The 24,552-nt window shown below is 43.8% G+C and carries 19 protein-coding genes and 2 pseudogenes; 8 read left to right on the top strand and 13 right to left on the bottom strand.

The genetic code is table 11. The features are described 5' to 3' along the window. The coding region (locus tag AB6C75_RS15980; RefSeq protein WP_372029879.1) for a DUF1566 domain-containing protein at positions 1–558 on the top strand (558 nt) is incomplete at its 5' end. A gap of 238 nt (positions 559–796) precedes the next feature. Continuing rightward, positions 797–1,189: a DUF6538 domain-containing protein gene (locus tag AB6C75_RS15985; protein WP_017097354.1), complete on the top strand. Its 393-nt coding sequence runs from the start codon at positions 797–799 to the stop codon at positions 1,187–1,189. Between the two features lie 654 nt (positions 1,190–1,843). On the opposite strand, the pseudogene AB6C75_RS15990 reads toward AB6C75_RS15985, so the two are convergent. The 4 genes and pseudogenes from AB6C75_RS15990 to AB6C75_RS16005 all read right to left on the bottom strand — a co-directional run. Then, positions 1,844–1,945 (bottom strand): annotated as a pseudogene (locus tag AB6C75_RS15990) (IS5/IS1182 family transposase); the annotation flags it as partial. Positions 1,946–2,328: 383 nt separating this feature from the next. Further along, a pseudogene (locus AB6C75_RS15995) lies at positions 2,329–2,541 on the bottom strand (aspartate aminotransferase); the annotation flags it as partial. Positions 2,542–2,663: 122 nt separating this feature from the next. Next, positions 2,664–3,131 (bottom strand): OsmC family protein, encoded by a 468-nt coding sequence (locus AB6C75_RS16000; RefSeq protein WP_135442293.1) that lies wholly within the window; start codon positions 3,129–3,131, stop codon positions 2,664–2,666. Positions 3,132–3,160: 29 nt separating this feature from the next. After that, positions 3,161–3,553, bottom strand: a complete 393-nt coding sequence (locus tag AB6C75_RS16005; protein WP_372108158.1) for a GFA family protein — start codon at positions 3,551–3,553, stop codon at positions 3,161–3,163. Positions 3,554–3,791: 238 nt separating this feature from the next. On the opposite strand from AB6C75_RS16005, the gene nagE reads away from it, so the two are divergent. Together nagE and AB6C75_RS16015 are read left to right on the top strand one after the other, a co-directional pair. Next, positions 3,792–5,270 (top strand): N-acetylglucosamine-specific PTS transporter subunit IIBC, encoded by a 1,479-nt coding sequence (nagE, locus tag AB6C75_RS16010; RefSeq protein WP_372108159.1) that lies wholly within the window; start codon positions 3,792–3,794, stop codon positions 5,268–5,270. Positions 5,271–5,652: 382 nt separating this feature from the next. Continuing rightward, positions 5,653–6,372: a hypothetical protein gene (locus AB6C75_RS16015; RefSeq protein WP_133151472.1), complete on the top strand. Its 720-nt coding sequence runs from the start codon at positions 5,653–5,655 to the stop codon at positions 6,370–6,372. 45 nt (positions 6,373–6,417) lie between these two features. On the opposite strand, the gene AB6C75_RS16020 is transcribed toward AB6C75_RS16015, so the two are convergent. From AB6C75_RS16020 to AB6C75_RS16030, 3 genes are all read right to left on the bottom strand, one after another. Beyond that, positions 6,418–7,704 carry a HAMP domain-containing sensor histidine kinase gene (locus tag AB6C75_RS16020; protein ID WP_135442285.1) on the bottom strand — a complete coding sequence of 429 codons (1,287 nt, stop codon included), beginning with the start codon at positions 7,702–7,704 and terminating at the stop codon, positions 6,418–6,420. Further along, positions 7,688–8,362, bottom strand: a complete 675-nt coding sequence (locus AB6C75_RS16025; protein ID WP_372108160.1) for a response regulator transcription factor — start codon at positions 8,360–8,362, stop codon at positions 7,688–7,690. Before AB6C75_RS16025 ends, AB6C75_RS16020 begins: the two co-directional genes overlap by 17 nt. Before the next feature lie 218 nt (positions 8,363–8,580). After that, positions 8,581–9,504 carry a LysR family transcriptional regulator gene (locus AB6C75_RS16030; RefSeq protein WP_372108161.1) on the bottom strand — a complete coding sequence of 308 codons (924 nt, stop codon included), beginning with the start codon at positions 9,502–9,504 and terminating at the stop codon, positions 8,581–8,583. Between the two features lie 172 nt (positions 9,505–9,676). Here AB6C75_RS16030 and AB6C75_RS16035 point away from each other — a divergent pair, with 172 nt between their 5' ends. The 4 genes from AB6C75_RS16035 (at position 9,677) to AB6C75_RS16050 (ending at position 13,372) form a co-directional block, all read left to right on the top strand. Further along, positions 9,677–10,360, top strand: coding sequence for an SDR family oxidoreductase (locus AB6C75_RS16035; protein WP_372108162.1), 684 nt, complete (start codon positions 9,677–9,679; stop codon positions 10,358–10,360). An 83-nt stretch (positions 10,361–10,443) separates the two neighbouring features. After that, positions 10,444–11,652 carry an MFS transporter gene (locus AB6C75_RS16040; RefSeq protein ID WP_372108163.1) on the top strand — a complete coding sequence of 403 codons (1,209 nt, stop codon included), beginning with the start codon at positions 10,444–10,446 and terminating at the stop codon, positions 11,650–11,652. Between the two features lie 52 nt (positions 11,653–11,704). After that, a complete protein-coding gene (locus AB6C75_RS16045; protein WP_372108164.1) occupies positions 11,705–12,796 on the top strand; it encodes an alkene reductase in 1,092 nt (363 codons plus the stop codon). 156 nt (positions 12,797–12,952) lie between these two features. Beyond that, the gene (locus tag AB6C75_RS16050) at positions 12,953–13,372 is read left to right on the top strand and encodes a hypothetical protein (protein WP_248392427.1); all 420 of its coding nucleotides are present in this window, start codon (positions 12,953–12,955) and stop codon (positions 13,370–13,372) included. Between the two features lie 277 nt (positions 13,373–13,649). On the opposite strand, the gene rlmJ is transcribed toward AB6C75_RS16050, so the two are convergent. The 6 genes from rlmJ to AB6C75_RS16080 all read right to left on the bottom strand — a co-directional run bounded on the left by rlmJ (position 13,650) and on the right by AB6C75_RS16080 (position 24,426). Beyond that, positions 13,650–14,516 carry a 23S rRNA (adenine(2030)-N(6))-methyltransferase RlmJ gene (rlmJ, locus tag AB6C75_RS16055; RefSeq protein ID WP_372108165.1) on the bottom strand — a complete coding sequence of 289 codons (867 nt, stop codon included), beginning with the start codon at positions 14,514–14,516 and terminating at the stop codon, positions 13,650–13,652. 232 nt (positions 14,517–14,748) lie between these two features. Beyond that, complete coding sequence (gene secF, locus AB6C75_RS16060) at positions 14,749–15,672, bottom strand: protein translocase subunit SecF (RefSeq protein ID WP_012601256.1); 924 nt, start codon at positions 15,670–15,672, stop codon at positions 14,749–14,751. 2 nt (positions 15,673–15,674) lie between these two features. Further along, on the bottom strand, positions 15,675–17,474 hold the full coding sequence (secD, locus tag AB6C75_RS16065; RefSeq protein ID WP_372108166.1) for a protein translocase subunit SecD: 1,800 nt from the start codon (positions 17,472–17,474) through the stop codon (positions 15,675–15,677). 273 nt (positions 17,475–17,747) lie between these two features. Further along, a complete protein-coding gene (locus AB6C75_RS16070; protein WP_372108176.1) occupies positions 17,748–18,230 on the bottom strand; it encodes a hypothetical protein in 483 nt (160 codons plus the stop codon). 311 nt (positions 18,231–18,541) lie between these two features. Beyond that, positions 18,542–21,322, bottom strand: a complete 2,781-nt coding sequence (locus tag AB6C75_RS16075; RefSeq protein WP_372108167.1) for an insulinase family protein — start codon at positions 21,320–21,322, stop codon at positions 18,542–18,544. A 341-nt stretch (positions 21,323–21,663) separates the two neighbouring features. After that, entirely contained in the window at positions 21,664–24,426 is a 2,763-nt protein-coding gene (locus AB6C75_RS16080) for a M16 family metallopeptidase (RefSeq protein WP_372108168.1), read from the bottom strand. Between the last annotated feature and the right edge of the window lie 126 nt (positions 24,427–24,552).

Below are 24,552 nucleotides of genomic sequence, written 5' to 3' on the forward strand. Positions count from 1 at the left end.
ACCGCGACAGTAACGCCGACTGGCTTCCTGTCTGGCGTCAACGTCGGCCAAACAATGATAACCGCCATTAAAGATGGCGTCACCAGTAACACAGTGAGCGTGGATGTATATACATGTACGATCACTGGTGCTTCATGTATTGATATATTCGATACTGGGAGTGGGAAGTTGTTTACCAATTCACCATCAAAAATCGCTCTTCATAGCCTAGGAGGAAGTGTCAATAATGGTTTTACGCAAGAAATTGGAACTTCTGGGCCTGCTGGAGATTTCTTTTGGTTCACCTGGGAGAATGCATCTAGATTATGTGCCACATATAGTAACCAGGGTTTAGCAGGACGCACCAACTGGCGTTTGGCAACAAAAAATGAGTTAAAGTTAGAGCTCTTCAAGACATACGGCAATATGTTCAACGCGCGCGGCTGGCCAGTCAGGAGCAGTTACTGGTCAAGTACAAGTCGTGGACCTGGTTTTATAAATGTAAGCCTCAAGAATGGCAACGAAGGGGCTAGTATGGGAGAAGGGGAGTTGTACGCGTCCTGCGTCTCAGTTCCTTAACGTTTAACGTATGAATTCTTGAGCTTCAAACCTAGAACCACCTACTTCGGCAGGTGGTTATCTTTTTCGTAGGTGTACACACACCCAATAGTATAACTAGCTAATAGCAATAGGTTATTTTAAATGGGAATGCTGGAGATAATTTTCAAATTCCTATTCTTCCACTACCCTTAAAGATTAAATTGCTGTTTTTAAACCGGTTTTTCTTATCTAAAACCTCGAAAATCATCTTGCGCAGATGTACTTATTGAGACTTCCAAATAGCGTATACTACACACGCATCGCTACCCCAATTTCACTGCATAGCAGTGGCTATCCCAAAGAGTTTAAATTCTCTCTCCTAACTCGTGAACGTAAAGTCGCTTACCTGAGAAATATCGAACAGGTTCAATTACTTCATGCTCTTTTCGACAGAGCCAAAGTCACGGCATTAAGTTTTTCTGAGTTCAAAGCTGAGCTTGCTCATAGTATTAATCAGTTACGTCAAAATTCACAAAGTATGAACAATGGGTATCATTGTGCGGTTCTTGCTTCAAATGGACATGCTGATTTTTTTTCTATAAATCGCTCTGAAGAGCTAACTCGCCCGTTTAACATAGTAGGAATAATGAACACCAAAGATCTAAAGTAGACTAGTTAAGTTTTTGTTGTTAACAGTTGTTTTATTTAATGTCGTTAAAGCTAGGGATGGTTATCTTTGGCGCTTGCTCTCTCCCTTTTTTGTTGTATTTTGATGTGAGTGTCATTTAAAAGCTAGTAATGGAGGAGAGTTATGCTTTCTCGACCTCTTTACTTGCTTTACACACATATGTCGAATTGTAGTAACAGGACTACTTTGTCTAACGCGTTAGACTTTTTGGTCTCAGATCAAGTTATGAAGTCACACGATCACACTAAATCGCATTTGATAATTAACCTACCTATTAGGTAACAACAAAATATTGTGGAGAGGTTGAACAAATATTTTTAGTCTCTGTCGCCGCTGTTAGGTGGTTTTTTTAGATCTGAAATATGGAGTATTTAATGAAGAAACGAATTTCTATTGGCCAAATAGTGTCTTTTATTTTTGGCGTTGTTCGGGGTATTAGTCTATTGGGAGAGGTTGCTGATTGGGTCGAAGAATTATTCAAATGGAATTGAGTTTTGGTGAACTATTTGTGTTGTCTGTTGGGGTGTGGTGAATAACTGAAAATACAGGTGCACTTTCCCCCCCAAAATACAGGCTAGAAATAACAAGATTCTTGGACGTACCATCGCGCCAATCGGCTTTGCTTTGCGCTCAGCCACTTATCACCTCTTCATCAATCCAAAAGGTCAGAGACCCGCAGTTAATGAGTGATTGGCTGTATTGCTTCCAGTTGATTGTTTTGTGACGATGTTTAGGCATAGGGCTATGAGAGGTAGTGGACGTAGCTGAACAGATCGTAGGTTCATGATTTAGTTCCACTGAATTACGCAACAAAGCCAATAACAGTCATAGATCAAAACTGCCGAGCTCGGTCAAGATGGTGCCGTTTTTTTTACTGATAAATGAACGCTGGATAATACTATTTTAATTATTAAATTGAGGGCGGAATGACGGATACAATATCGCCTTTCTAAAGTCAGATTTCACTGTTATTTCGTTTTACGAATGGCCCTGAATTCCTAAAAGGTGTGGTGACTTTTTAGTAGTGTGATCCATTTTTCACCCCAACCCCTTTTAATATGGGCGACTTTACCTAATAATATAAAGCCTTAGAGAAAGCACAAATTATGCAAGCGTTTAACGAAGTGGCCCTGTTTCCCCTCAATCCAATCCCACACACCACGCTCAACCAAGCGATTAAGCTCTTGAGTGATCGGTTCCGCTACCTTAAAGTCCATATCGGCAACCCAATATGGGAATACATCGGTGGTGTTGTAAATGCTCTCTAGCATCTCTGGTTTGCTTTTGATAAACGCATGTTCACCGTAATTCGATGCACTGTTAAACGCTGTCATGGAGGGTTCCTCAAATAGTGTGTTTGGTTCTTTTGCAATCAACTGGATTGCCTGAATACCCTTAAGACGATGACAAGGCTCAAAAGACGAAGCTTCCAGAGAAATCTTGTGACTAATTTAAATTAATCTCGCATCTCGACCACAATTTCAGTCTTGACCGAGTTCGCGATAAAGCAGTTTTTGTGCGCTAAATGATGCAGTTTGTCGAGCTGTTTGGCAGTTGGCTTCTTAGTGCCTAAGAACACAATATCAGGTCGCAGAGTCACCTTAGTGATAGACGAGCGGCCTGATTCATCTTCTTCCAGCACACCAATCGCATCATCCACATAAGAGTCGATCACGTACTTCTGCTTTGCAGCAATGCCCAAAAACGTCAGCATATGGCAGCTAGAAAGCGCCGCGATAAACGCTTCTTCTGGGTCGACATTCGCTTCCACCGAAAACGGCAGTGGCACAACATGAGGAGAAGACGAAGCAGGTACAGTGATACCACCATCGAACTCCCACGTATGAGCGCGACTGTATTGGTTGTCGCTAAAGGCTTCATCTTCCACTTTTTGCCAGCGAATGACCGCTCCATATTCAGACATAATTAATTCCTTTTATATTGTGTAACGACTTAGCGGTCAGCAGGATGATTAACGCCATCATTGGTCACCACATCACCAATATCAAACGGGTTTACCCCTTCCAAACAACCGATGTTAAAACCGTATTCATTTGGGCTTGAGCGGCGTTGGTGATGGGTATAGATACCGCAGTTTGAGCAGAAGTAATGCTTCGCGGTGTTGGTATTGAATTGATAAAGCTTAAGATGCTCAGCGCCTTTCAAAATCTTAATACCATCCAACGCCAAAGAACCCACAATTGCCCCTCTACGACGGCAGATAGAACAGTCACAACGGCGCGGTTTTTCTATTCCGTTAGGTAGGCTGAGTTCTAACTCAACTGCACCACAATGGCAGGTTGCCTTGTGAAAAGGTTGGATAACCGTGTTACCGACTACTTTCATTTCTCTCTCCATCACGTCCTTGTGTCGAACTATCTTAACGAGAACCATTTACCTTGTCCGTAACCAAGCTTTGAATTTAGCATTTTTAGAACAATCAACTTATCCATAAAATCTTCAATAGTTCTCAGTTTTACAACGACATCGCCCTACATTAATAATCGTTAATCTAAGCACAACCGATCCTTAATCCTTATGCAAGTAAGCTCTCTCTATCAATAAAAATAGAGAGAGAAAAAACGTGAACATACTTGGATACTTACAAAAAATCGGCAAAGCACTGATGGTGCCGATCGCCGTACTGCCTGCCGGTGGTTTGATGCTAGGGCTGGGCTATGCTCTTGACCCATCAGGTTGGGGAGCTAACAGCGCATTAGCCACCATACTCGTATACGGTGGTAAAGGCATTATGGATAACCAAGCGTGGTTATTCGCGGTTGGTGTCGCTTATGGTTTAGCAAAAGACAATAACGGCGCTGCTGCTCTATCTGGCCTATTAGGTCTGCTCATCGTGGAAATGATCGTGGGTAACGTGAATGTTATCTCACAGATCACCGGTGTCCCTGTTGATCAAATGGGCGCATCTGAACTTATCGCTTCTAATGCAGCAGTGAGTGCATTCACTGGCATCATGATAGGTATTGTCGCCGCCACTCTTTATAACCGATTCCACACCATAAAACTGCCTGCGGCTCTCGGATTCTTTGGTGGCAAGCGCTTCGTTCCAATCATCACTTCTCTAGCCGCGATTAGTATCAGCTTAGTCATGGTTTATGTGTGGCCTGTCGTCTACGGAGCACTGGTTGAGTTCGGCATTTCTATTTCTGAAATGGGCGCGACAGGCGCTGGCCTCTATGGTTTCTTTAATCGCTTACTTATTCCTGTTGGCTTGCACCACGCACTTAACCAAGTTTTCCTATTTGATTTAGTGGGCATCAATGACATTTCTAAATTCTGGTCGGGCACCGGTGAACTCGGTGTAACGGGTATTTATCAAGGTGGCTTCTTCCCTGTTATGGGCTATGGCTTACCGGCGGCATGTTTAGCGATGTACCACTGTGCAAAACCAGAAAACAAAAAGAAAGTCGGCGGTATTCTAGGTGCTTCCGCATTAACCGCTATCTTAACCGGCGTAACAGAACCGATTGAGTTTGCCTTCATGTTTGTAGCACCTGTGCTTTATGTTATTCACGCGCTTCTTGCCGCTATGTCGCTATACATTGCTGCCAGCATGCAGTGGATCGCTGGCTTTACCTTCAGTGGCGGGTTAATTGACTTCGTGTTGTCTTACAATCTTCCACTCGCAGTCAAACCTTACATGTTGATACTTCAAGGTCTATTCTTTGCGACGATTTACTACTCAATATTCCGCTTCGCCATCCTAAAGTTCGATTTAAAAACACCGGGACGTGAAGATGTGGACGTAGCAAAAGTAAACCAAGTTTCATCGAATGAGAAAGCGGCGCAATACTTAAAAGCGCTCGGTGGACATACAAACCTAACCAGTATCGATTCATGTATCACAAGACTGCGTTTAACACTTAAAGACATCAGCATTGTTGATGAAGCGACACTGAAAGCGATTGGCGCAATGGGCGTGGTAAAGATTGGGGCTAACAACCTTCAGGTTATTATTGGCACAGAGGCAGAGGAGATTGCTCATGCGATGACTCAAATCCCTAAAAGCCAAGACCTAACATCGGTCCCACTTCCGAGTTAAACCCAACGTAACTAAAACACAGCACACGTTGCGATTCACATTAAAGCACTCAGGCCAAAGCGATTCGCTTTGGCTTTTTTGCACTCGCAGCGTAAAGAGATTATGGGAGCGAAAAAGACGGGCTCTTGACGATAGGCATGCATAGGACGAACAACCGCTTTTAAGACGTTGATTAATCGCGAATTCAAAGGCCATTTCAGAGTGAGTGCGTACTCCTCCTAGGCAATGATGCGTGCTTGCAAGGTTACTCATTTAAACAATAAAACTGTTTTACATTATATGCATAGCATTCAGTTGGTTATAAGCAATAATCTTGATATGTTAGGCGGAATAGATTCGTGTATGTACGATATTAAAATGTTAGGCGCTACAGTGGAATATTATGATGAGTCAAAAATTTTTGAATTCTTCTCGCCAAGTTCAAGAACGATGGTGGCGTATGAAATTTCATCAGAAATTTGGAAAGCAGTTGAAAGCATTATTCTTGTGGCGGTTACATCGAAAGCTAAACAAAGAGTTCCAGTTTAGAGATAAAGTGATTAACAACACAATTCATACAGTTGTTGAGCAGATGAAAAAGATCAATGCTGAATATTTCCCTGCATCTAAACAGTTCTTCAACCTTAGTCTTTATTTTCTACTTGCCGAAAGAGACATCCAAGCCTTGAAAGCAGATGCTTTTGCGCATCCGAACGAAACGAAACGAGGCATAGCTTTGCGTACTCTGCTCTTGACCATATATGAATGGGATATGACAAAGGTGACGGGCAAGAAAATGGGGTTTATTTTTGAGTGCACAGGTTTATCTGATGAATCAAAAAAAGAAGTGTCAGGAGCATTAAAGGAATTACGCAAAGCTCATAAAGTCACTATCCAGCAGTTTCGTGAAGTTAGGCTTAATACTATTGCTCATAGAGATGCAGATGCGTTGAACCAGTACGAGATTATCTCAAAGTTGGATATTAGAGATTTTTCAAATCCAATAACAAATTTCTATAGCGCATCCGATAAGTTATTGAAATCGTTAGTCAAGGCAACGATGGAAATTGGCTCTCAGCGCAGTTTATTCAACCAAATACTACACCCTAAAAAACGCGCCTAACGAATAAGGATTAAGGTGTTGAGCAGCCTACAAAGTCCACTAAAGTTAACGTTCAAAATAGAGGCGAGCCCTTAATCCTGGGGTGTTATCTCTTAAAATAAGATGGGCATGGTGACGCTTTACTACGGCATCAACCAGAGACAAGCCAAGGCCATTGCCAAATTCCGTTCTACTTTTATCAGCACGGAACATAGGCCGACACACATTCATCTTGTCTTTATCTGATATCCCGATACCGTTGTCCGCCACCGTGACACCAAAGTAATCAACCACCACTTCAATTTCGCCCTTTTCCGGTGTGTATTTCACTGCATTTTCAACCAAGTTGAAGACAGCCCTAAACAGTAGGCTTTTATCCCCCAATACTTCGCACTCTTGGTCTAGCCGACAAACCAAACTCTGTTGCTTCATTTCAGCAATAGGGCTGATAAACTCGATCGCATCTTGAGCTATTTTCCCAAGATCTACACGCTCTGTGGCGATCAACGTTTGCCCGCTATTCAGCTTAGTGATCTCTAACATGCTATTGAATAGCGATAGAATGAGTTCCAACTCATCATGGCAAGCCGAGAATTGCTCTTGATGTTCGTCGGTCAATGTTGAATCCGATAATACCTCTTCTAAGCGTAACTTTAGCCGAGCCATGGGAGTGCGCATATCATGAGCCATGCCTACTGTTAACGACTTCAATGACTCTTCATTTTTAGCCATTTGCTCAATCATGAAGTTGAGATGGATCGCCAAAATATCAAATTCATCATCTTGTTTGGATACGGGGATTTTTACGCTTTTTTCACCACACAGCACTCGATTCATCGCTTGGTTGACTCTTTCTAAACGCTTTAAGATCAGAACCGTAAAAAACAGAGCCGCGATCAGCATAACGGCAATAGGAAGTACAATGCCCGAAAATACAATCGGGATTAGAGTTTTTCGATACTCTTCTACCGCCTGTCTATCAATACCAATCACCAAGCGATGCGTATCTCCAATGCTAATGTTGGCGGTTTCAGACATAAGCGAAACAACAGGATAAGACGTGGTTAGTAAAGGGCTTGTTCGCTCAGAAAGGCGATAGTAAAAATTAGTGTCGGATGTTTGCTTTACGGCAAGTAACCTTTCAACGTCCTCTTTACTTTGATTGGCTGCATAACTGAATTCGGATGACTCATCTTGCAGCTGTCGAATGAGTTGTGCCCGATGGAACGCATCTGAGTCTTTGTATACCTGCCTAATCACGATGACATTAATCACTGTCACCAACACAAACAAACCGACTAGAGTCCTAAATACAGAGGAGCGAGTGAGGGAGTAATCATCGACGAAGGACATAACCTGCCCCTCTCACTGTATGAAGCAAATCAGGGCAACCTGCTTCTTCAAGCTTCCTTCTTAAATTGGCGACATGAACATCAATGACATTGGTTTTCGGGTCAAAGTGGTAGCTCCAAATAGCCTCAAACAAGCGCATTCTTGAAACAACTTGCTCACTGTGCTCAACGAAATACTGAATCAGTTGAAACTCTTTCGGCTGCAATTGGAGATCTTGGTTTTTACACACTACTCTATGAGCGCGTAAATCGATTTCTAAGCAGTCATATATCAAATTTGTCTCAGTAACGGGCTGACGTTTAGTTCTATTGATAATGATGTCTACTCGTGCAACAAGCTCAGCCAGAGCAAAAGGTTTTATCAGATAATCATCACTTCCTGCTTGAAGGCCATTCACGCGATCTTCCACGCTGTCCATGGCACTCAAAATTAATACCGGTAAATTTTCTTCTGTCGCTTTGATTGCAGAGAGAACTTTCATTCCATCCAAATACGGTAACATGCGATCAAGAATCACCAGTTGATACTCGGAGCTTAACTCCATCATTAAGCCTTTTTTGCCATCTTCTGCTTGGTCGACCGCATAACCATGTTCTTCAAGACCTTTGGCCACAAATTCTCTTGTGGTGGTGTCATCTTCGATAATTAGTATTTTCACTACTTCCCCCTTTATCGGAGATAAATATTATCGTAAACCAAACACTTATCGCCCAAAAAAAGAAAGGCTCGCGTGACTAATGCGAGCCAGATGCAACTTAGGGGGTAAACTGCAATTCGTTAATAAAGTTTATTTGATCAATAAAGCTTCAAAGTCACTATAGATCTATCGTCATTGAGGTTTCATTTTCAATAGATTAACGATAATTAATCTCTGCCTTATTTCTCGACCAAGTCATTAAAATTATCAAACAGATAATCCAAAAACAGTCGGATACGCTTCGGCTGATATTTCTTGCTGATGTACACCACATTCAAGTCGGCACTCGACACCGACATCGCGGTATTGAAGTTCTTCATGTAGCCATTAAGCAGAGTCACAAGGCGCTGGTTATTGATGTCGTCTTGCACATCCAGCACCGATTTAAGCACAATGCCCTCACCTTTTAATGCCCAGTACCGAATCACTTCGCCATCGTCTGAAAATCGCTTCGGCACCACCGTCACCGACTTCTTCATATCATGATCTTGGAAGTGCCATGTCTTGAGCTCTTCATTGCTACGCAGCATGGCTAAACAGTCGTGTTCAACCAAGTCTTGTGGCGTCAACGGCGTCCCGTGTTTGGCGAGGTATTCAGGGGAAGCACACAGTACACGGCGGCTTGGTGATAAGCGTCTGGATATCAAACTGCTGTCGACCAATTCACCATAACGGACCACGATATCCATACCAGATTCAGCAATGTTCGAGAGGTTATCGTTCAAGTACAGGTAAGGAATAACGTCCGGATACTGCTGGCAAAACTCCGAAAGAATAGGAAGAATGTACTGCTTTCCGATGTCTTTTGGCGCGGCGATTTTTAGCGAGCCTTTAACCTCTTTTACGCCATTTTGAATCAGGTTTTCGGCCTCACTGACGTTGTCTAAAATCTCCAAACATGCCTTGTGATACAGCTCGCCAGAGTCGGTCAAAGACACATGACGCGTACTTCGATTCAACAACTTCACACCATATCGTTCTTCAAGCGCCTGCAGCCTTGCTGTCATGGTCGCAGGCGATAAACCCAGTTCACGCCCCGCCGCTGCTAACCCGTGATGCTTAACAATGCTCACGAACATCGCCATATCTGAAAACTTATCCATACGATTCTCGCTTCCACCTCTTCGTCTTACTTCTCGATCTTAATGCTCGATTTGAATACCCATTCACACTATTCAGATTAACCGAATAATGATTTTATATTTTAGCCAATTATCAAATTTAGTCGAATAAATATAATGACAACCATCAGCAGAACACGCAGGAATTCAGAACATGAACAACGAACTTACAAACCAAGAAAAGCACACATTCGTCATCATTGGTGGGACATCAGGTATCGGCAAAGCATTAGCAATGCAATTGAGAAACGAAGACAACACAGTACACATTGCCAGCCGACACACAGGCGTTGATATCAGCAATGAGAAATCGGTTTGTGAATACTTCGAATCGATCGGTGCATTTGATCACTTGGTGATAACCGCGGGTTCATACGCTCCCGCAGGAAAAGTGACAGACCTTGCTATCGCAGACGCAAAAGCAGCATTTGATACCAAGTTTTGGGGAAGCTTAAACGTAGCCAAGCACGCCGCACGTTACATGACTCCAAACGGCTCAATCACACTAACCACAGGCATGTTGTCACGCAAGGTTGTGGCAGGCACTTACGTAAAAACCGCCATCAACGCCGCACTGGAAAGCGTGACTAAAGTACTGGCGAAAGAGCTATCACCCATTCGAGTCAATGCCGTCAGCCCGGGTTTAACCATGACGGAAGCCTACAAAAATATGGACGATTTCGCTCGTACAAGCATGTACGACAACGCCAAAAAAAACCTACCTGCAGGCAAGGTTGGCGAACCTTCAGAGATAGCCATGGGTTACCTGTTCGCAATTAATAACCCATACGTCACTGGGTCAATCATCGACATCGATGGCGGCGCTCTACTCGGCTAACACTCCGCAAAGAAGCAAAGAACAATCGTTAGGGCGTGTATGTAAACGTCCTAACAAACAAGAATTAACACAGGTACTTCACTATGAAACCAGAAGCGATCTATAAAGAAAAGATCCCATTCCAAGTTTGGATACTGACACTCGCAGCTTTTGCCATCGGCACCGCTGAGTTTGTTATTGCAGGCATCCTTCCACAAATTGCCACATCCCTTTCGATCACCGAAGGTCAAGCCGGATACCTAATCAGTGCTTACGCATTGGCTATCGTTATTGGTGGCCCGATCTTAACCATCTACCTCGCACGTTTTAACAAGAAGATGGTACTGATTGGCTTAATGGCTTTGTTCATCATCGGTAATATCTTGTCAGCCTTAGCTCCTAGCTACCCACTTCTACTTGCAAGCCGCGTTATCGCAGGCTTAGTGCAAGGTCCTTTCTATGGCATAGGTGCCGTTGTCGCGACCAATTTAGTGTCTGAGAAAATGGCAGGTCGTGCTGTTGGTCAGATGTTTGCTGGCTTAACGCTCGCTAACGTTCTTGGGGTTCCCGCAGGTACTTGGGTGAGCTTGCAATTCGGTTGGCACACCACTTTCTTTACCGTGGCAGCACTTGGCACCATCGCCATGATTTCAATCTTAACATCAATAAAATCTTCAGGTCATAGCGAAGCGAAAGACGTCAAAACTCAGCTGTTAGCATTCAAAAATCCAATGCTTCTCATCAGCTTGGCGATCACCGCTTTTGCTTGGTCTGGCTTCATGACGCTTTACGGCTACCTTGCGCCTATCGCCATGCACATCACGGGTTACGGTCAAGAATCAGTAACTTGGATCTTAGTGATTGTTGGTGTCGGCTTAATCATAGGTAACACCTTGGGCGGACGCTCTTCTGACAAAGATTTAGGCAAAGCATCGATGTTTTGGGCTATCGCGATGATCGTTTCATTAGTAGTGGTTGGCCTTGTTGTAGACAACAAAATCCTATTCGTTGCAGCTGCATTTGTCTTTGGTATTGCATCATTTGCGAACGTTCCTGCCATGCAACTTCGAGTAATGCACCACGGTGGCAAAGGCCAAGAACTAGCAGCAACCGCGAATATCTCAGCCTTTAATTTAGCCAATGCTTTCGGTGGTTTCCTAGGCGGCATGGTACTCGACAGCCAACTAGGCGCAGGCATGATTCCATTCGCGGCCGTTGTTGTCCCTGTGATTGGGTTGCTGCTTATTGCGAAAGCCAACCGAGCTGAAAAGCCACAAAACGACTCTATCTTCAGCCCTGCGGAATCGAAGTAGTGACCACCGCACGCTAAATCAATCAACACATGACCGACACAAGGTAAATACCATGAGCAAATTATTCGAAACAGCAGAACTCAAAGATCTAGAACTACAAAACCGTGTGGTTATGGCTCCCATGACGCGCGCTCGTACAAGCCAGCCTGGAAACGTGCCAAATGAAATGATGGCGACTTACTACCAACAACGAGCAAGTGCAGGACTCATCATCACTGAAGCGACACAAATCTCAGATGACTCTCAAGGGTACTCATTCACACCCGGCGTTTACACAAGCGAACAAGTGGAAGGTTGGCAAGGTGTCACCTCTGCCGCTAAAGAACAAGGCGCAGCGATATTCTGCCAACTATGGCATGTGGGGCGCGTGTCTCATCCAACCTTCCAAAAAGGTGAACTACCAATCGCGCCTTCGGCACTGGCTCCGGTAGAAACTCAGGTTTGGATCTCTGATGAGAATGGAAACGGAAACATGGTGGATTGCATTCAACCAAGAGAAATGACCCAAGCAGACATCGATCGTGTTGTTCAAGGTTTTGCTCACTCAGCGAAAAAAGCACTCGAGGCAGGGTTCAACGGAGTGGAAATCCACGGTGGTAATGGCTACCTCATCGATCAATTCTTAAGAACTAATTCGAACAAGCGCACCGACAACTACGGCGGTAGCCGCGAGAACCGACTTCGCTTTCTAATTGAAGTCGTGGATGCTGTGATTGAAGCGATTGGTGCCGATAAAGTGGGCGTGCGTTTAGCCCCGTTCATCACCTTCAAAGACATGAACTGCCCAGACATCGTGCCAACGATTTTAGAAGCTTCAAAGGCGCTGCAAGCACGTGATATCGCTTACTTGCACCTATCAGAAGCAGACTGGGATGACGCGCCTGTGATACCTGAAAGCTTCCGTGTCGAGCTAAGAGAGTTGTTCTCTAACACCATCATCGTCGCTGGCAGCTACACACCAGAACGCGCCGAGGAAGTGTTAAGCAAAGGCTACGCTGACCTTGTCGCATTTGGTCGCCCATTCGTTGCGAATCCAGACCTCGTTTCACGCCTACAAAACGGCAGTGAACTATCCGATCTTGATGGCGCCACTCTGTTCGGCGGCAACGAAAAAGGCTATACCGATTACCCAGCGTTGGCGTAATTAGAAAGGCCTGCATGAAACATGCAGGCTAATATAACTATAATTCTGATTCATACCCTGTGCTTTAAGATCCTGTTATAGTTTGTTTTTATTGATGTACGGTAAAATATAAACAACTCGATTTATTATTATCTGAAACTATCAGGGGAATTCAAAATGGTTGATGTAGCAAGTATCTCTGCGGGAATAACGTCGATAAAAACAGCACTAGATATTACGAAAGAATTGAGGAATATTGACTCTTCGCTAAAGGACGCTGAAGTCAGGTTAAAACTAGCAGAACTCATTGAAGCCCTATCTGATGCAAAAATCGCTGCATCTGAGTTGAGAGAGGAAAACCAAGAACTGAAAACGGCTATCAAAGAGTTAAAAGAGAAACTAAACCAAAATGAAGAAGTAGTATTTACAAACGGACATTACTTTTTGAAAACACCTCAAGAAGGGCGAGCGTCAGGGCCTTTTTGTACTAAATGCTACCACGACGATGAAAAATTAATTATCGAATCCGAACTGCCTTCAACGTTCCACGATTTAGGCAAATACAAATGCCCCAAGTGCAACTCTGTCACCCAGTAAACTGAAAATAGATTTCCTTCAGGCAAAAGAAAGGCTCGCGTGACTAGTGCGAGCCTTATGCAGTTTAGGGGGTAAACCACAATCTGATATTAATTTGGGTAATTATTTAACTTATGAGCCAGTATGCACCTGTGCGCATTGATGTACTATTTTTATATGATTCATCGCGATAAATCAATCGATAAAAGTTAGAGTTTGGTCAATTTAAACCATACAGATTGAAATGATTTAGCGATCTACATCTCGAAAATCATCATAAAACCCATAAAAATCAGATCTATAGGCTTCTCATTTGCCAGTAGCCTTCACCATTGGTCGAGAGTTGGCTGTGTAAATAATCAAGCGTATCTGCGACTATTCCTAAAATGCCTTGTGGTGGGTTGAATAACAACAAACCACTGCCGATTAGGCGATCATCACCCTTAGGGTCTCGAAGGCGAAGCTCCGACTTAATCGGACTTGGCAGCAAACCATCTTTCACTGCAGTAACACAGTGATTCAGAATCAGTGAGCTCTTGTCATCCGTGTAAAGCGGGTACCAAATTAGTGCAGATACCGTCTCAGACTGTTGATACGCCTTAACCAAGGCATCGATCACTGCGAGATATTCAGAATCGGTTTCATAGGGAGGATCGATAACAATCAGGTGATGATTATCGTGTTTTGCTACGTCGTCAGGCAACGCTTTAAGCCCATCACCCGCGGAAATAGTCAGCTTGCTTGAGACATCGAGGTCACGTTGTAACGTCTCAATATTAGTTTGCAGTAAATCAGCTTCATCTTGCTGAATGTCTGAAAAATAGAAACTGTCTTGGCTGCGGCCTTGTTGGTAAGTGATGGCTGCTGAGCCCGGATAGAGAGAGATAAGTTGATTCGGATTGTAGTATTCCAGCACCGACATAAAAGAAGCGAATGCTGGAGGAAGATAAGCTTTGTTTCGCCACAAGTACCCGACCCCTTCAGCGAACTCACCCGCGTGATTGCTTGGCGCTGTAGTGAGGTCATAACACCCTGTGCCTGAATGCGTGTCGATAACATTGAGGCGAGAGTGTTGCTGCATTAATGATTTAACCAGTGCACTCAATACTGGATGCTTGAGTGCATCACCGTGGTCGCCTACATGACATTGATGTCGATATTCCATTCCCTTGCCTCATTTCTACTGACGTCATATAAACATACTTCATATAATGGGGGCTTGCCTGCTCAATCCATTGTTTTTTTGAAATAGCCTCTCTTTTAACTAACTGACTGACTCTTATAAAAATAAAGCCCTTCGTCTTGCTACAAACGAAAGGCTTTGCTGAACTCACTCGTTAGTCCATGAGGACTATGGCTGAGCGCTATCTAATTAGAAGACTTAAGCAATCAGGAAACTAAGGATACTCACCCTCAACTTCTACTACTGGTTTCACCTGATAGTGACAAGGCTGCAATCCAAGTAATTTAGGTAGGGTGATGCCTACTGAAATAGAGGACCACGTACCGCTGACAATACCCACAACGAGTGCAATAGCGAAACCTTGCAGTGCCGCACCACCAAGTAGCCAAAGCGCAGATACGGTAATTAGAGTTGTTCCTGAAGTCACCATGGTGCGTGAGAAGGTCGCTTTAACTGATTCGTTAAGCAGGTTGTCAGTATCACCGTTTGGATTGCCGCGAAGCATTTCACGCACACGGTCGGCAATGATGATCGAGTCATTCAATGAGTAACCGAGAATCGCTAACACGGCCGCCAATACGGTTAGATTGAACTCAAACTGAGTAAAGGCGAACAAACCTAAGATAAGCGTCACGTCGTAAATGATTGCAGCAAGAGCACCAAGTGCCAAACGCCATTCAAATCGTACACTCAGGTACAGCATGATCATTAGGAAACACACCAATACCGCCAAGCCACCTTGGTCAACCATGTCTTGACCCACCTGAGGGCCAACCACGCTGCTGTTCAGTACTTTTACTTGGTCACTTACAGAAGACAAAGCATCCACTAAGTTTGGCTGTGGCGCGTCTGTCAGTTGGCTGTAACGAATTGTCCAGCGATCCTGTTCTGCCATACCAACCACTTGTACGTCTTGTTGGAAAGCCGTATCAAGTTTGGTTTTTAACGCATCTTTGGTTACTTGATCAGAGAGTTGAACCTCGGCAACCACACCGCCAGTAAAGTCCAAGCCCCAGTTAAAACCTTTCACTGCCACCAGCATCACAGAGCTCATGAACAGCACAATAGAAATCACAGACATCACCTTACGAAGGCGAGTCATACTGCTGTTTGAAATAGTCATATTTGAAATACTCATGCTTAAATCCTTACGTCGTGGCGTTGGTCACGCCCCCAAACCAAATTGATGATCGCTCGTGAAGCAAAAATACCCGTAAACATACTGGTTAGAAGACCTAAGCCCAGTGTCAGAGCGAAGCCCTGAATCGGCCCATTACCAATGGTATATAGAGCCACAGCAACGATCATGGTAGTGACGTTAGCATCGAAAATTGACGAGAATGCGCTATCGAAGCCACGATCGATAGAGCTAGCAAAGCTGCGTCCTTCTTTCATCTTGTCTCGAATACGCTCGAAGATAAGCACGTTGGTGTCCACCGCCATACCGACGGTCAGTACCAAGCCCGCAATACCCGGCAGAGTTAAAACCGCACCCGGTAGTAGCGCAATCAAACCAAACAATGTGGTCATGTTAACCACCAATGCACAGTTCGCGACCCAACCAAGACGGCGGTACCATAGCGCCATAAACGTTAGCGTAAGGCCAAGGCCAAGTGCCAAAGCAGCAAAGCCGTTAGTTACGTTTTCAGCACCCAAAGATGGGCCAATGGTACGTTCTTCAATGATGGTCACTGGCGCAGTCAATGAACCCGCACGCAGCAGTAACGCAAGCTCTTGCGCTTCAGCCAAGCTGCCAGCACCAGTAATTCTGAAACGACTACCCAGTTGAGACTGGATGTTTGCCACACTGATCACTTCACTGTCTTGCTTGCTGTTGCCCGCTCTATCACGACTGTATTCGCTGTACACGGTTGCCATTGGCTTACCGATGTTATGGCGTGAAAACTCAGACATTTTCTTACCACCAGAAGAATCTAGGGTAATGTTTACTTCTGCGCTGCCCATCTCACCAATGCCACTACGAGCATCAATAATGTGTTCACCGCTCAGTACTGCTTTGCGAGCGACAACGACACGATTGCCATCTGTATCTTTTAGCGTTTGAGTATTACGAGTTGCATTGTCGTAAACAGAGTAGAACGCCAAAGATGCGGTTGCACCAATCACGTCTTTTGCTGCTGCAGGGTCTTGAACACCTGGCAATTCAATACGAATACGGCTTTCACCTTGGCGTTGAATCGATGCTTCTGTGATGCCTAATTCTTCAATACGGCTGCGCATGATTTGCAGGTTTTGTTGAACTGTTAGGTTGCGTAGCGTTCTTTGCTCTTCTTCAGACTGAGTTAACGTCAGTGACTTATCTGAACGATCACGTAGCCAATGTGGGAACTCTTCACGAATCAGCTTTTGTGCTTTTTCGAAATCGGCGTCGGTACGGAAATCAAACTGAACTTGGTTGTTGACCACTTTACCGCGTGCATAACGCACTTCGCTGGTGATCTCATCGACCATCGCTTGAGCTTGTGCGTGGTAAACCGGTTCCATGTCCACTTCTAATAAGAACTGAACACCACCACGTAAATCAAGACCTAGCTGAATCGGCGCAAAGCCCATATCAGTCAGCCATTTAGGTGCTGCAGGCTCCATAGCAAGCGCAACCGTCGCGTTGTCGAGGAAGCGCTCATTAAGCACTTCTTTGGCTTTCGCTTGTTGCTCCGCATCTTCTAAGATCACTACTAAACGTTTGTCTTTTTGAAATGCAGATTTGGCTTGGATGCCTTCTCTCGCAAGGTATTGCGTCACTTGAGTAGCGTCGATCGTCTGCTCAGAACGGTTACTGATTTGAACCGAGGCATCTTCGCCAAACCAAGAAGGTAGAGCGCTTAGGATCATGATGATGATGGTGGCGATAAGCACCACGTATTTCCACTTTGAGTAGTGGTTAATTTGTTTTCTTGGAATGCGTTTTTTCACAGTCAAGATCTCTTCTTTTTACCAATCACCGTAAACACGTGCTCAAAAATAGCGCCGGGAAAAAGCAGTGATCGAGCGTTTTAACCAGCTAGGATGGCCAGTTATTTACTGCGATTGGTATAACTAATGTTTTGCGAACACGAACGACAACTAGTCACAACCAAAACAAGCTGATTGAGTAACAGTGAGGCTAATAATTGTGTGTCGCTATATTGGGTTAATTGGCGAGTTCAACGAGCGCGAGGCGATCATCGATACGACCAATTTAAGGTCAAACGATTAGCTAAGAAGTTCTCGGAAATGCGAGTATTGAATATTGCCCTCTTTCCACCCAGAAAGCCGGGAGGACGGAGAACTCACAATGCTGGTCCAGTGCTGCTTGGAATCCAACAGCGGTGTGTCGAAAAGCAGAGAAGCCAGTAATGAAGGGGGAGAGAAGTCGATCAGTAGATGATAAGCAGGCTCAAGATCGGCCACGCTTTCTTGCTCGTTGCTGAGCATACGTCTGAAGTTTGCAGCCTGGAGGCTCGACTCGGTGTCATGATAGTTGGAACTGTCACCATAAGGCACGGTGCCAAACGGAGCCTTATCGCACTCTAAATAGGCCGACGGATTATCCGTAGTGGCTTGTTTACACTGTTTTATCGAGGAAGATTGTTCATTCTGCGAAGATTGCTCTTGAGCCGAATGAATTTGGAATGGCTTAGAAGGAAACGAATAGCCGTTAGAATTCACTAAGCCAAAGCTCAGTAAAAACAACATTAAGACTAATCGGGTACCTAGTTTAAGCAATTAACAATAATCCTGAATGGTAAACACTGCGACAATATATAACAGCTATGAAAGTTACAATTGATTTAGAAACACAACCGAACACATTTGACACTACGCTGACAATTGCTGACCTCCTAGCGCTGTATTCACGCATCCAAAGTCGTCAAAAAACAAAAAGCCAAGCAATGAATGCTTGGCTTTGAAGGGGTATTTGTCGAAGCACCTTTAGCTATCGTTTTCGCGCTCTACGTTAGGCTTTAGGCTTTAGGCTTTAGGCTTTAGGCTTTAGGCTTTAGGCTTTAGGCTTTAGGACGCATGATGTTCTTAACCTTACGGCTGTTCTCACCAAAAATACGTTGGATAAGTTGATTCATGTCTTCACGAGAAATCGAGTTAACCGTCGCTTTCACGTTAAACAAAGCTTCTATGCCATAGTCGTACAAAAGATAGCGAGAGACGTACCATGCTTGGTCAATAGTGCTATCATCTAAAGGCGTAAAATCCCCTTCTAATTGCTTGCCCGCAACTTGAAGTTCGCCTAGTGAAACACCGAGTAAAAGATCTGCAACCACTTTATCAATCGCAACTTCTATCTTATCGACATTTTTAGGGTCAATCATCGATCCAATAAACAAGTCATGGCTAGTTTCACCATCTTGAGATGCATAGTAAGCATAAGGTGAGTAATCTAGACTTAAATCTTCACGTATGTAAGTGTCTAAACGAGTAGCAAGTACGCGTAGCAGTAAGTCTTCCATAAAGACATCTTTCGCAGTTTGCCCCCTTACCACACTAGTACTAGCGGAAGGTTCAGCAATCACTCTTAGCGTATACTCGGTACTATTGGCACTGTTGACCTCCAGATCAATGATCGCTTTAGATGGGTGCTTGTACGCGACGTTAAAGTCAGGCACGTCGGCTTTTTCCAACAGAATAGAAGCCAAATATTGTCGAACGAGAGGTTTCAGCTCACTTGGGTCAATATCGCCCACAATAACCAGTTGGTTATTTCGCAATTGACCGAATAACTGTTGATGCACATTCTTTACATCCTCGATGGTAACAGCTTCTACACTTTTACCATCGAGTAACACATGATCGCTGTTCGCTTGATACGTGTTTTGATTTATAGCATAAGTGAACTGACCAGCAGAGCTTGCTAAGTAGGATTCTCGATTTTGAATAAACTCTTGTTTAACCGCCTCAAGTTGATCTGGTAATACTTTAACCGATGTAACGATCGCGTTGAGTGCGGCAAAAGCTTCACCTAAGCCGCTATTGTTGAGTCTAATTTCGACGCCATGACGAGTAGAATCGATAAACGGATAAACCTGAATATCTTCACGATCAAGGTGGGCATCAAGCTCCGTTCCAGTAAAATCACCAACGCCACTTCTACCGATAGCAGCAAGAGCCAGCTCTGTCGCTGGATAGAGACTAGGATCTAGAGCCGCCTTACCACCTAAGCTTGTGTAGTAAATACCTACGTCATCACTAGCAAGAGAATCACGCAGGTACCACAAATCAACGCCATTACTTAACGTCCATTTTTGAATGTATGGGTCGACAGATATTTGTTCAACCAACACAATATCGCCTTGCGAACTCGGCACAGCAAAAGTGCTGCCCGCCGCAGCAACCAACGGCGCGTTTCCCACCTGGCTATAAGTGGCTTTTAAGCTATCTAAAGAATTGTTGATTTCGGCTCTATGTTCAGTCTTATTCATGCCAATGATCATGAAATAATCACCAGAAAGTATGCTTTTTATATTGTCATTAATCGCTTTAAGACTGAAGTTGGAAATGAAATCTCCCATACTGGCCTGATAATCTTTCTGTGATTGAACGATTCGGCCAGTCACTAAAGCACTTGCTTTGTTGTTCGCGTGATCGACACCATCTTCTTTATCCCAATCATGCTCAATATTATCGAGTAAGTTTTGGTAGTAGTGCTGCTCACCGACGATCTCCGCCTCCGACACACCGTAATCACGTAATGATGCCAACGTCGAGAGCATCTTTTGCTGTGTCACTTCACGACTTCCGACTGGAAACCCAATGCTTGTTGATAAATAAAGCAGAGCGCCTATTTCAAGCCTGTCTGACGCTATCCATTGAGTAGGCAAAGCCGCATCATTAAATACCGCCTCGAGTCGTTGTTGAATCAATAACTGGGAGGTTTCATCCAACCAACGTTGGTGCTGTTGATCGTGAGTTTCAATGGTGTTTGAACCTCGGTTAAACGCCAATGCAATACTTGGGGCTTCTCTCTTCGTATACTCAACATAGTCACCTTCGTTGAAAGTGGTGACTTTCTGTTTTAATGGTTTAGGCGTTTCACCACGCTGCCAGCTAGAAAACTTCGCTTCGATTAATGGGATCACGGTTTCGATATCCACATCACCTGAAACAACAAGCTCTACGATTTGTGGTTGATACCAAGTCTGGTAAAAGTCGGTTAGGGTTTGAGAAGTGGCATTTACAACCGATTCTTTAGTTCCCAATGCGTCTTGATATTCATACGGGCTACCTTCAATAAAGTGGTCATGAAACACTTCTGAGAATGATTTATCATCAAGACGAGCCATACGAAACTCACCAAGAATCACTCCCTTTTCCTTTTCAACTTCTGAACTGGCGAGATCCAATCCATCACCGATGTCTCGCATCCACGTTAGGGCTGACTGTAATTGGACGTTATCGGGTAAATCTAGCTCATATACCGTCTCTTCATAAGAGGTATAAGCATTAATATCATCACCAAAACTAGCACCTGCATCTTCAAATAGTCGAATCACATCGTTTTGCGAGAAGTTCTTACTGCCATTAAATGCCATGTGTTCGACAAAATGCGCATAACCTTCTTGTTGACGAGTTTCTTGAATAGAGCCTGCATGTACGACTAAACGAACAGAAACTGGCGCTTCATGATCAGGGTAAACATGATAGGTAAAGCCATTATCTAGTTGGCCTGAAGTCCAAGCCGGGTCCGGTTGGATGAAGGTGTCAGTCGTTTTGGATGTTGAACTACAGCCAACCAAGGTAAGGCATACTGCCGTCGCTAAATAATATGTTTTCATAACAACCTCTTAATGTCATTCATCGACAATATACAGCTTGAGTTAATGATTATTATTTAATACTGAACTGAATGAGTACCTTTGTGATCTGGATCTTTATTTTATAAATTACACTCAGTTATATAAGGTGCGAATTACGAGCATTTAAAAGTCACTACCTCGCTTAAAAGTAACTAGTTCAAAAGTGACAAGCTTGAAAGTGATGAATTAAAAAGTAACGAGTTTAAAGACTAACCCTAACCCAAATAAAAAAGCCAAATGACTTAGCATTTGGCTTAGATTCGACATCATATATTCAGGGTGAAAGCGACTTTTCTGAAAAGTCACTTGACTCAATCAGCTTAACTTTGTGGCCTTAACAAGTTCTTCAACTGGTAGCTGTTATCTCCAAAAATTTCTTTAGCATACTCAGTCATATCTTTACTAGAAATTGAATCTGTCGTTCCTTGTAAGTCAAACAGTGCCTCAACACCATAGTCATGAATTAAGTAACGTGAAATAAACCAAGCTTGTTGAGTAGGCTTATATTGAAGTGGCGTGAGGTCAGCCACTAGCTGTTTAGCTGCCGTTCGAGTCTCTTCTTCAGAGATCCCTTTGACAGCTTCAGCAATAATTTTATCGATCGCCTGTTCAACCTGATCTAAGTTTTCAGGGGCTGTTAAGGAGCCCACCAACCAGTCGTAACTTGGCTCACTGTCTTGAGCGACCGAATACACGTAAGGTGCATAATCCAAGCCTAACTCTTCACGAACATAAGCCGTTAGGCGACTCGACAATACGCGCTGCAGCATATCATCCATAAACACATCTTTTGCTGTTTTATCCCGAGCTTGCTGGGAAATTACACGCAACAAGTACTGACTGCTGTCTTCATTGTTGATCGATACATCTATTCGCTCTTCTGAATCCGTTTTATAAGCCACCTCATAATTAGGAGATTCAACCGCTTCTAGTGGCAATGAAGCAACATATTGGCGTACGAGGGGCTTAATTTCAGATGGCTTAATATCAGCAACGATGACAAGCGTATTGTCTCTTAACTTCTGAAAGAGTTGATGCTGTATATCAAGTATATCTTGAGGTGTAACAGCTTCAACATCTTCACTTTCCAACATGATATGACGACTACTATCTTGATAGCTGTTGCGATTCACCATCTGGGTAAACTGTCCCAATGGGGTTTCTAGGTAGGCAGTACGACCTTGCGTGAATTCAGACTTCACTGCCTCAAGCTGATCGCTGTCGATTTTAGGTTCGGTCACAATGGTATACAGTGCAGCCAAGCCTTCTGCGAGCGTCTTCTTCTTAGTGTTTATTTCCAACCCGTGATGAGTGAAGTTAATGAAGGGGTAAATTTGGATGTCTTTACGTTTCAAATGGGAATTTAATTCCGAGCCACTGAATTTACCAACGCCACTGCGATTCGAAGCTGGAATGGCCACCTCTAGCGCAGGAAATAAAGAAGGATCTAGGGCTGACTTACCACCTTCACTGGCATAATAAACGCCAACATTATTACCCACCTCAGGGTTTCGTAAATACCAAACCTCGATACCATTGCTCAATGTCCATTGCTGTAAGTTAGGATCCTCACTCACCTGAATTTGTTTCACAATGTCGCCTTGAGATTCTGGCACGCTAAACGCAGAACTTGCGGTAACGAGCAGTGGTTTGTTACCCGTCTTTTTATAGGCTTTTCTGACATCTTTTAGCTCATTCTCCATGGCTTGAAGATCTTCCTTAGAAGATAAACCTAACCTCAAAATGTAAGGGCTAGAAAGCAAATCATCTAAGTTATCATTCACGGCCTCGAGATCCGTATTCGCAAGAAACGTTTTCAAACTCGACTTATAATCAAGCTGTGATTGAACGGGTTGGTTAATCACCAATGCTGTCGATTTACCATCAGCATGAGCCACAGCATCCATTTGATCCCAGTTTAGTTGAATATCGTCAAGGTTCGCTTGGTATTGCTGAAGCACACTCGCCAACTCATATTCACTTACGCCATAATCACGCAAAGAGGCGAGAGTAGAAACAAACTGCTGCTGACTTTGCTCTCGGCTACCAACAGGAAAACTGACCGTAGTAATCGAATACCTTTGGTACTCTAATAAGTAGGGTGTTGAAAAAACCCACTGCACAGGTAACGCAGCGTCAACAAAGTCAGAATTCAACCTTTGTTGGATAAGTTGTTGAGCAATATCATCTAACCAAAGCTGATGTTGTTGCTCATGGCTCTGTGTCACTCTTTCCCCACGATCAATGACTATCCCGATGCTCGGTGGCTCAACAGCAGATCCATACGCCACAAAATCTTGAGTATTGTAATCCACTGACGTGTTCTTCACGGGAACCGGTGTTGTGCCTCTTTGCCAATCAGAGAAAGTGTCTTCAATCAAAGGGATCACTTCTGCCAGTGTGATATCACCAGAGACAATCACTTCGGTTAACTGAGGTTGATACCAGGTTTGGTAATAGTTCTTTAATTCTTGAACATTCGCTTTAGAAACGGATTCTTTATTGCCAATAGGATCGTTACTTTGGTAAGTCGTCCCTTCAACCAGATGATCGTAGAACTTAAACGAGAGAGGTTTATCTTCAACTCGCGTGTATCGAAACTCTCCAAGTATCACACCTTTCTCTTTTTCGATTTCAGCTTCGGACAGCAGTAAACCATCGCCAATGTCTCTAAACCAAGCCAGCGCTTTGTCTAAGTTCTTATTGTCGGGCAGATCTAATTTATAGAGGGTTTCTTGGTAAGAGGTATAAGCATTTAAGTCTGCACCAAAGCTGGCACCAGATTGCTCAAATAGCTCGACCACCTCATTTCCTGAAAAGTTCTTGCTGCCATTAAACGCCATATGCTCAACAAAGTGGGCGTACCCTTTCTGTTGTTCGCTCTCTTGCAAAGATCCGGCATGCACGAGTAAGCGTACCGAGACCGGTTGTTCTTGGTCAGGGTAGACATGGTAGGTTAATCCGTTATCTAACTCTCCTTTGACCCAGTATGGATCGGATTTCAATAACGTTTGTTGTTGAGGAGTAGAGCTGCAACCTAGCAATGTGGAGCTCAATACGACGACTAAATAGTATGCTTTCATAACGATCTCTTTGAAGGGCTTTCCTCCAATATATCCGATCGCAATAGCATAATAATTTCATATAAATTCAGTCATTTAAATTTTGAGAGACAATCTAAACATGCATGAAACTGTCAACTTTATAAA

Origin of the sequence: Vibrio sp. 10N.237.312.B06, assembly GCF_041464685.1 — a bacterium.
Lineage (GTDB): Bacteria > Pseudomonadota > Gammaproteobacteria > Enterobacterales > Vibrionaceae > Vibrio > Vibrio tasmaniensis_A.

Bases quoted from the DNA above. Each gene is read 5' to 3' on its own strand.
- AB6C75_RS15985 (WP_017097354.1), top strand. From the start codon at position 797: ATGTACTTATTGAGACTTCCAAATAGCGTATACTACACACGCATCGCT.
- AB6C75_RS16000 (WP_135442293.1), bottom strand. From the start codon at position 3,131: ATGTCTGAATATGGAGCGGTCATTCGCTGGCAAAAAGTGGAAGATGAA.
- AB6C75_RS16005 (WP_372108158.1), bottom strand. From the start codon at position 3,553: ATGAAAGTAGTCGGTAACACGGTTATCCAACCTTTTCACAAGGCAACC.
- AB6C75_RS16015 (WP_133151472.1), top strand. From the start codon at position 5,653: ATGATGAGTCAAAAATTTTTGAATTCTTCTCGCCAAGTTCAAGAACGA.
- AB6C75_RS16020 (WP_135442285.1), bottom strand. From the start codon at position 7,704: ATGTCCTTCGTCGATGATTACTCCCTCACTCGCTCCTCTGTATTTAGG.
- AB6C75_RS16030 (WP_372108161.1), bottom strand. From the start codon at position 9,504: ATGGATAAGTTTTCAGATATGGCGATGTTCGTGAGCATTGTTAAGCAT.
- AB6C75_RS16035 (WP_372108162.1), top strand. From the start codon at position 9,677: ATGAACAACGAACTTACAAACCAAGAAAAGCACACATTCGTCATCATT.
- AB6C75_RS16040 (WP_372108163.1), top strand. From the start codon at position 10,444: ATGAAACCAGAAGCGATCTATAAAGAAAAGATCCCATTCCAAGTTTGG.
- AB6C75_RS16045 (WP_372108164.1), top strand. From the start codon at position 11,705: ATGAGCAAATTATTCGAAACAGCAGAACTCAAAGATCTAGAACTACAA.
- AB6C75_RS16050 (WP_248392427.1), top strand. From the start codon at position 12,953: ATGGTTGATGTAGCAAGTATCTCTGCGGGAATAACGTCGATAAAAACA.
- rlmJ (WP_372108165.1), bottom strand. From the start codon at position 14,516: ATGGAATATCGACATCAATGTCATGTAGGCGACCACGGTGATGCACTC.
- secF (WP_012601256.1), bottom strand. From the start codon at position 15,672: ATGAGTATTTCAAATATGACTATTTCAAACAGCAGTATGACTCGCCTT.
- AB6C75_RS16070 (WP_372108176.1), bottom strand. From the start codon at position 18,230: ATGTTGTTTTTACTGAGCTTTGGCTTAGTGAATTCTAACGGCTATTCG.
- AB6C75_RS16075 (WP_372108167.1), bottom strand. From the start codon at position 21,322: ATGAAAACATATTATTTAGCGACGGCAGTATGCCTTACCTTGGTTGGC.
- AB6C75_RS16080 (WP_372108168.1), bottom strand. From the start codon at position 24,426: ATGAAAGCATACTATTTAGTCGTCGTATTGAGCTCCACATTGCTAGGT.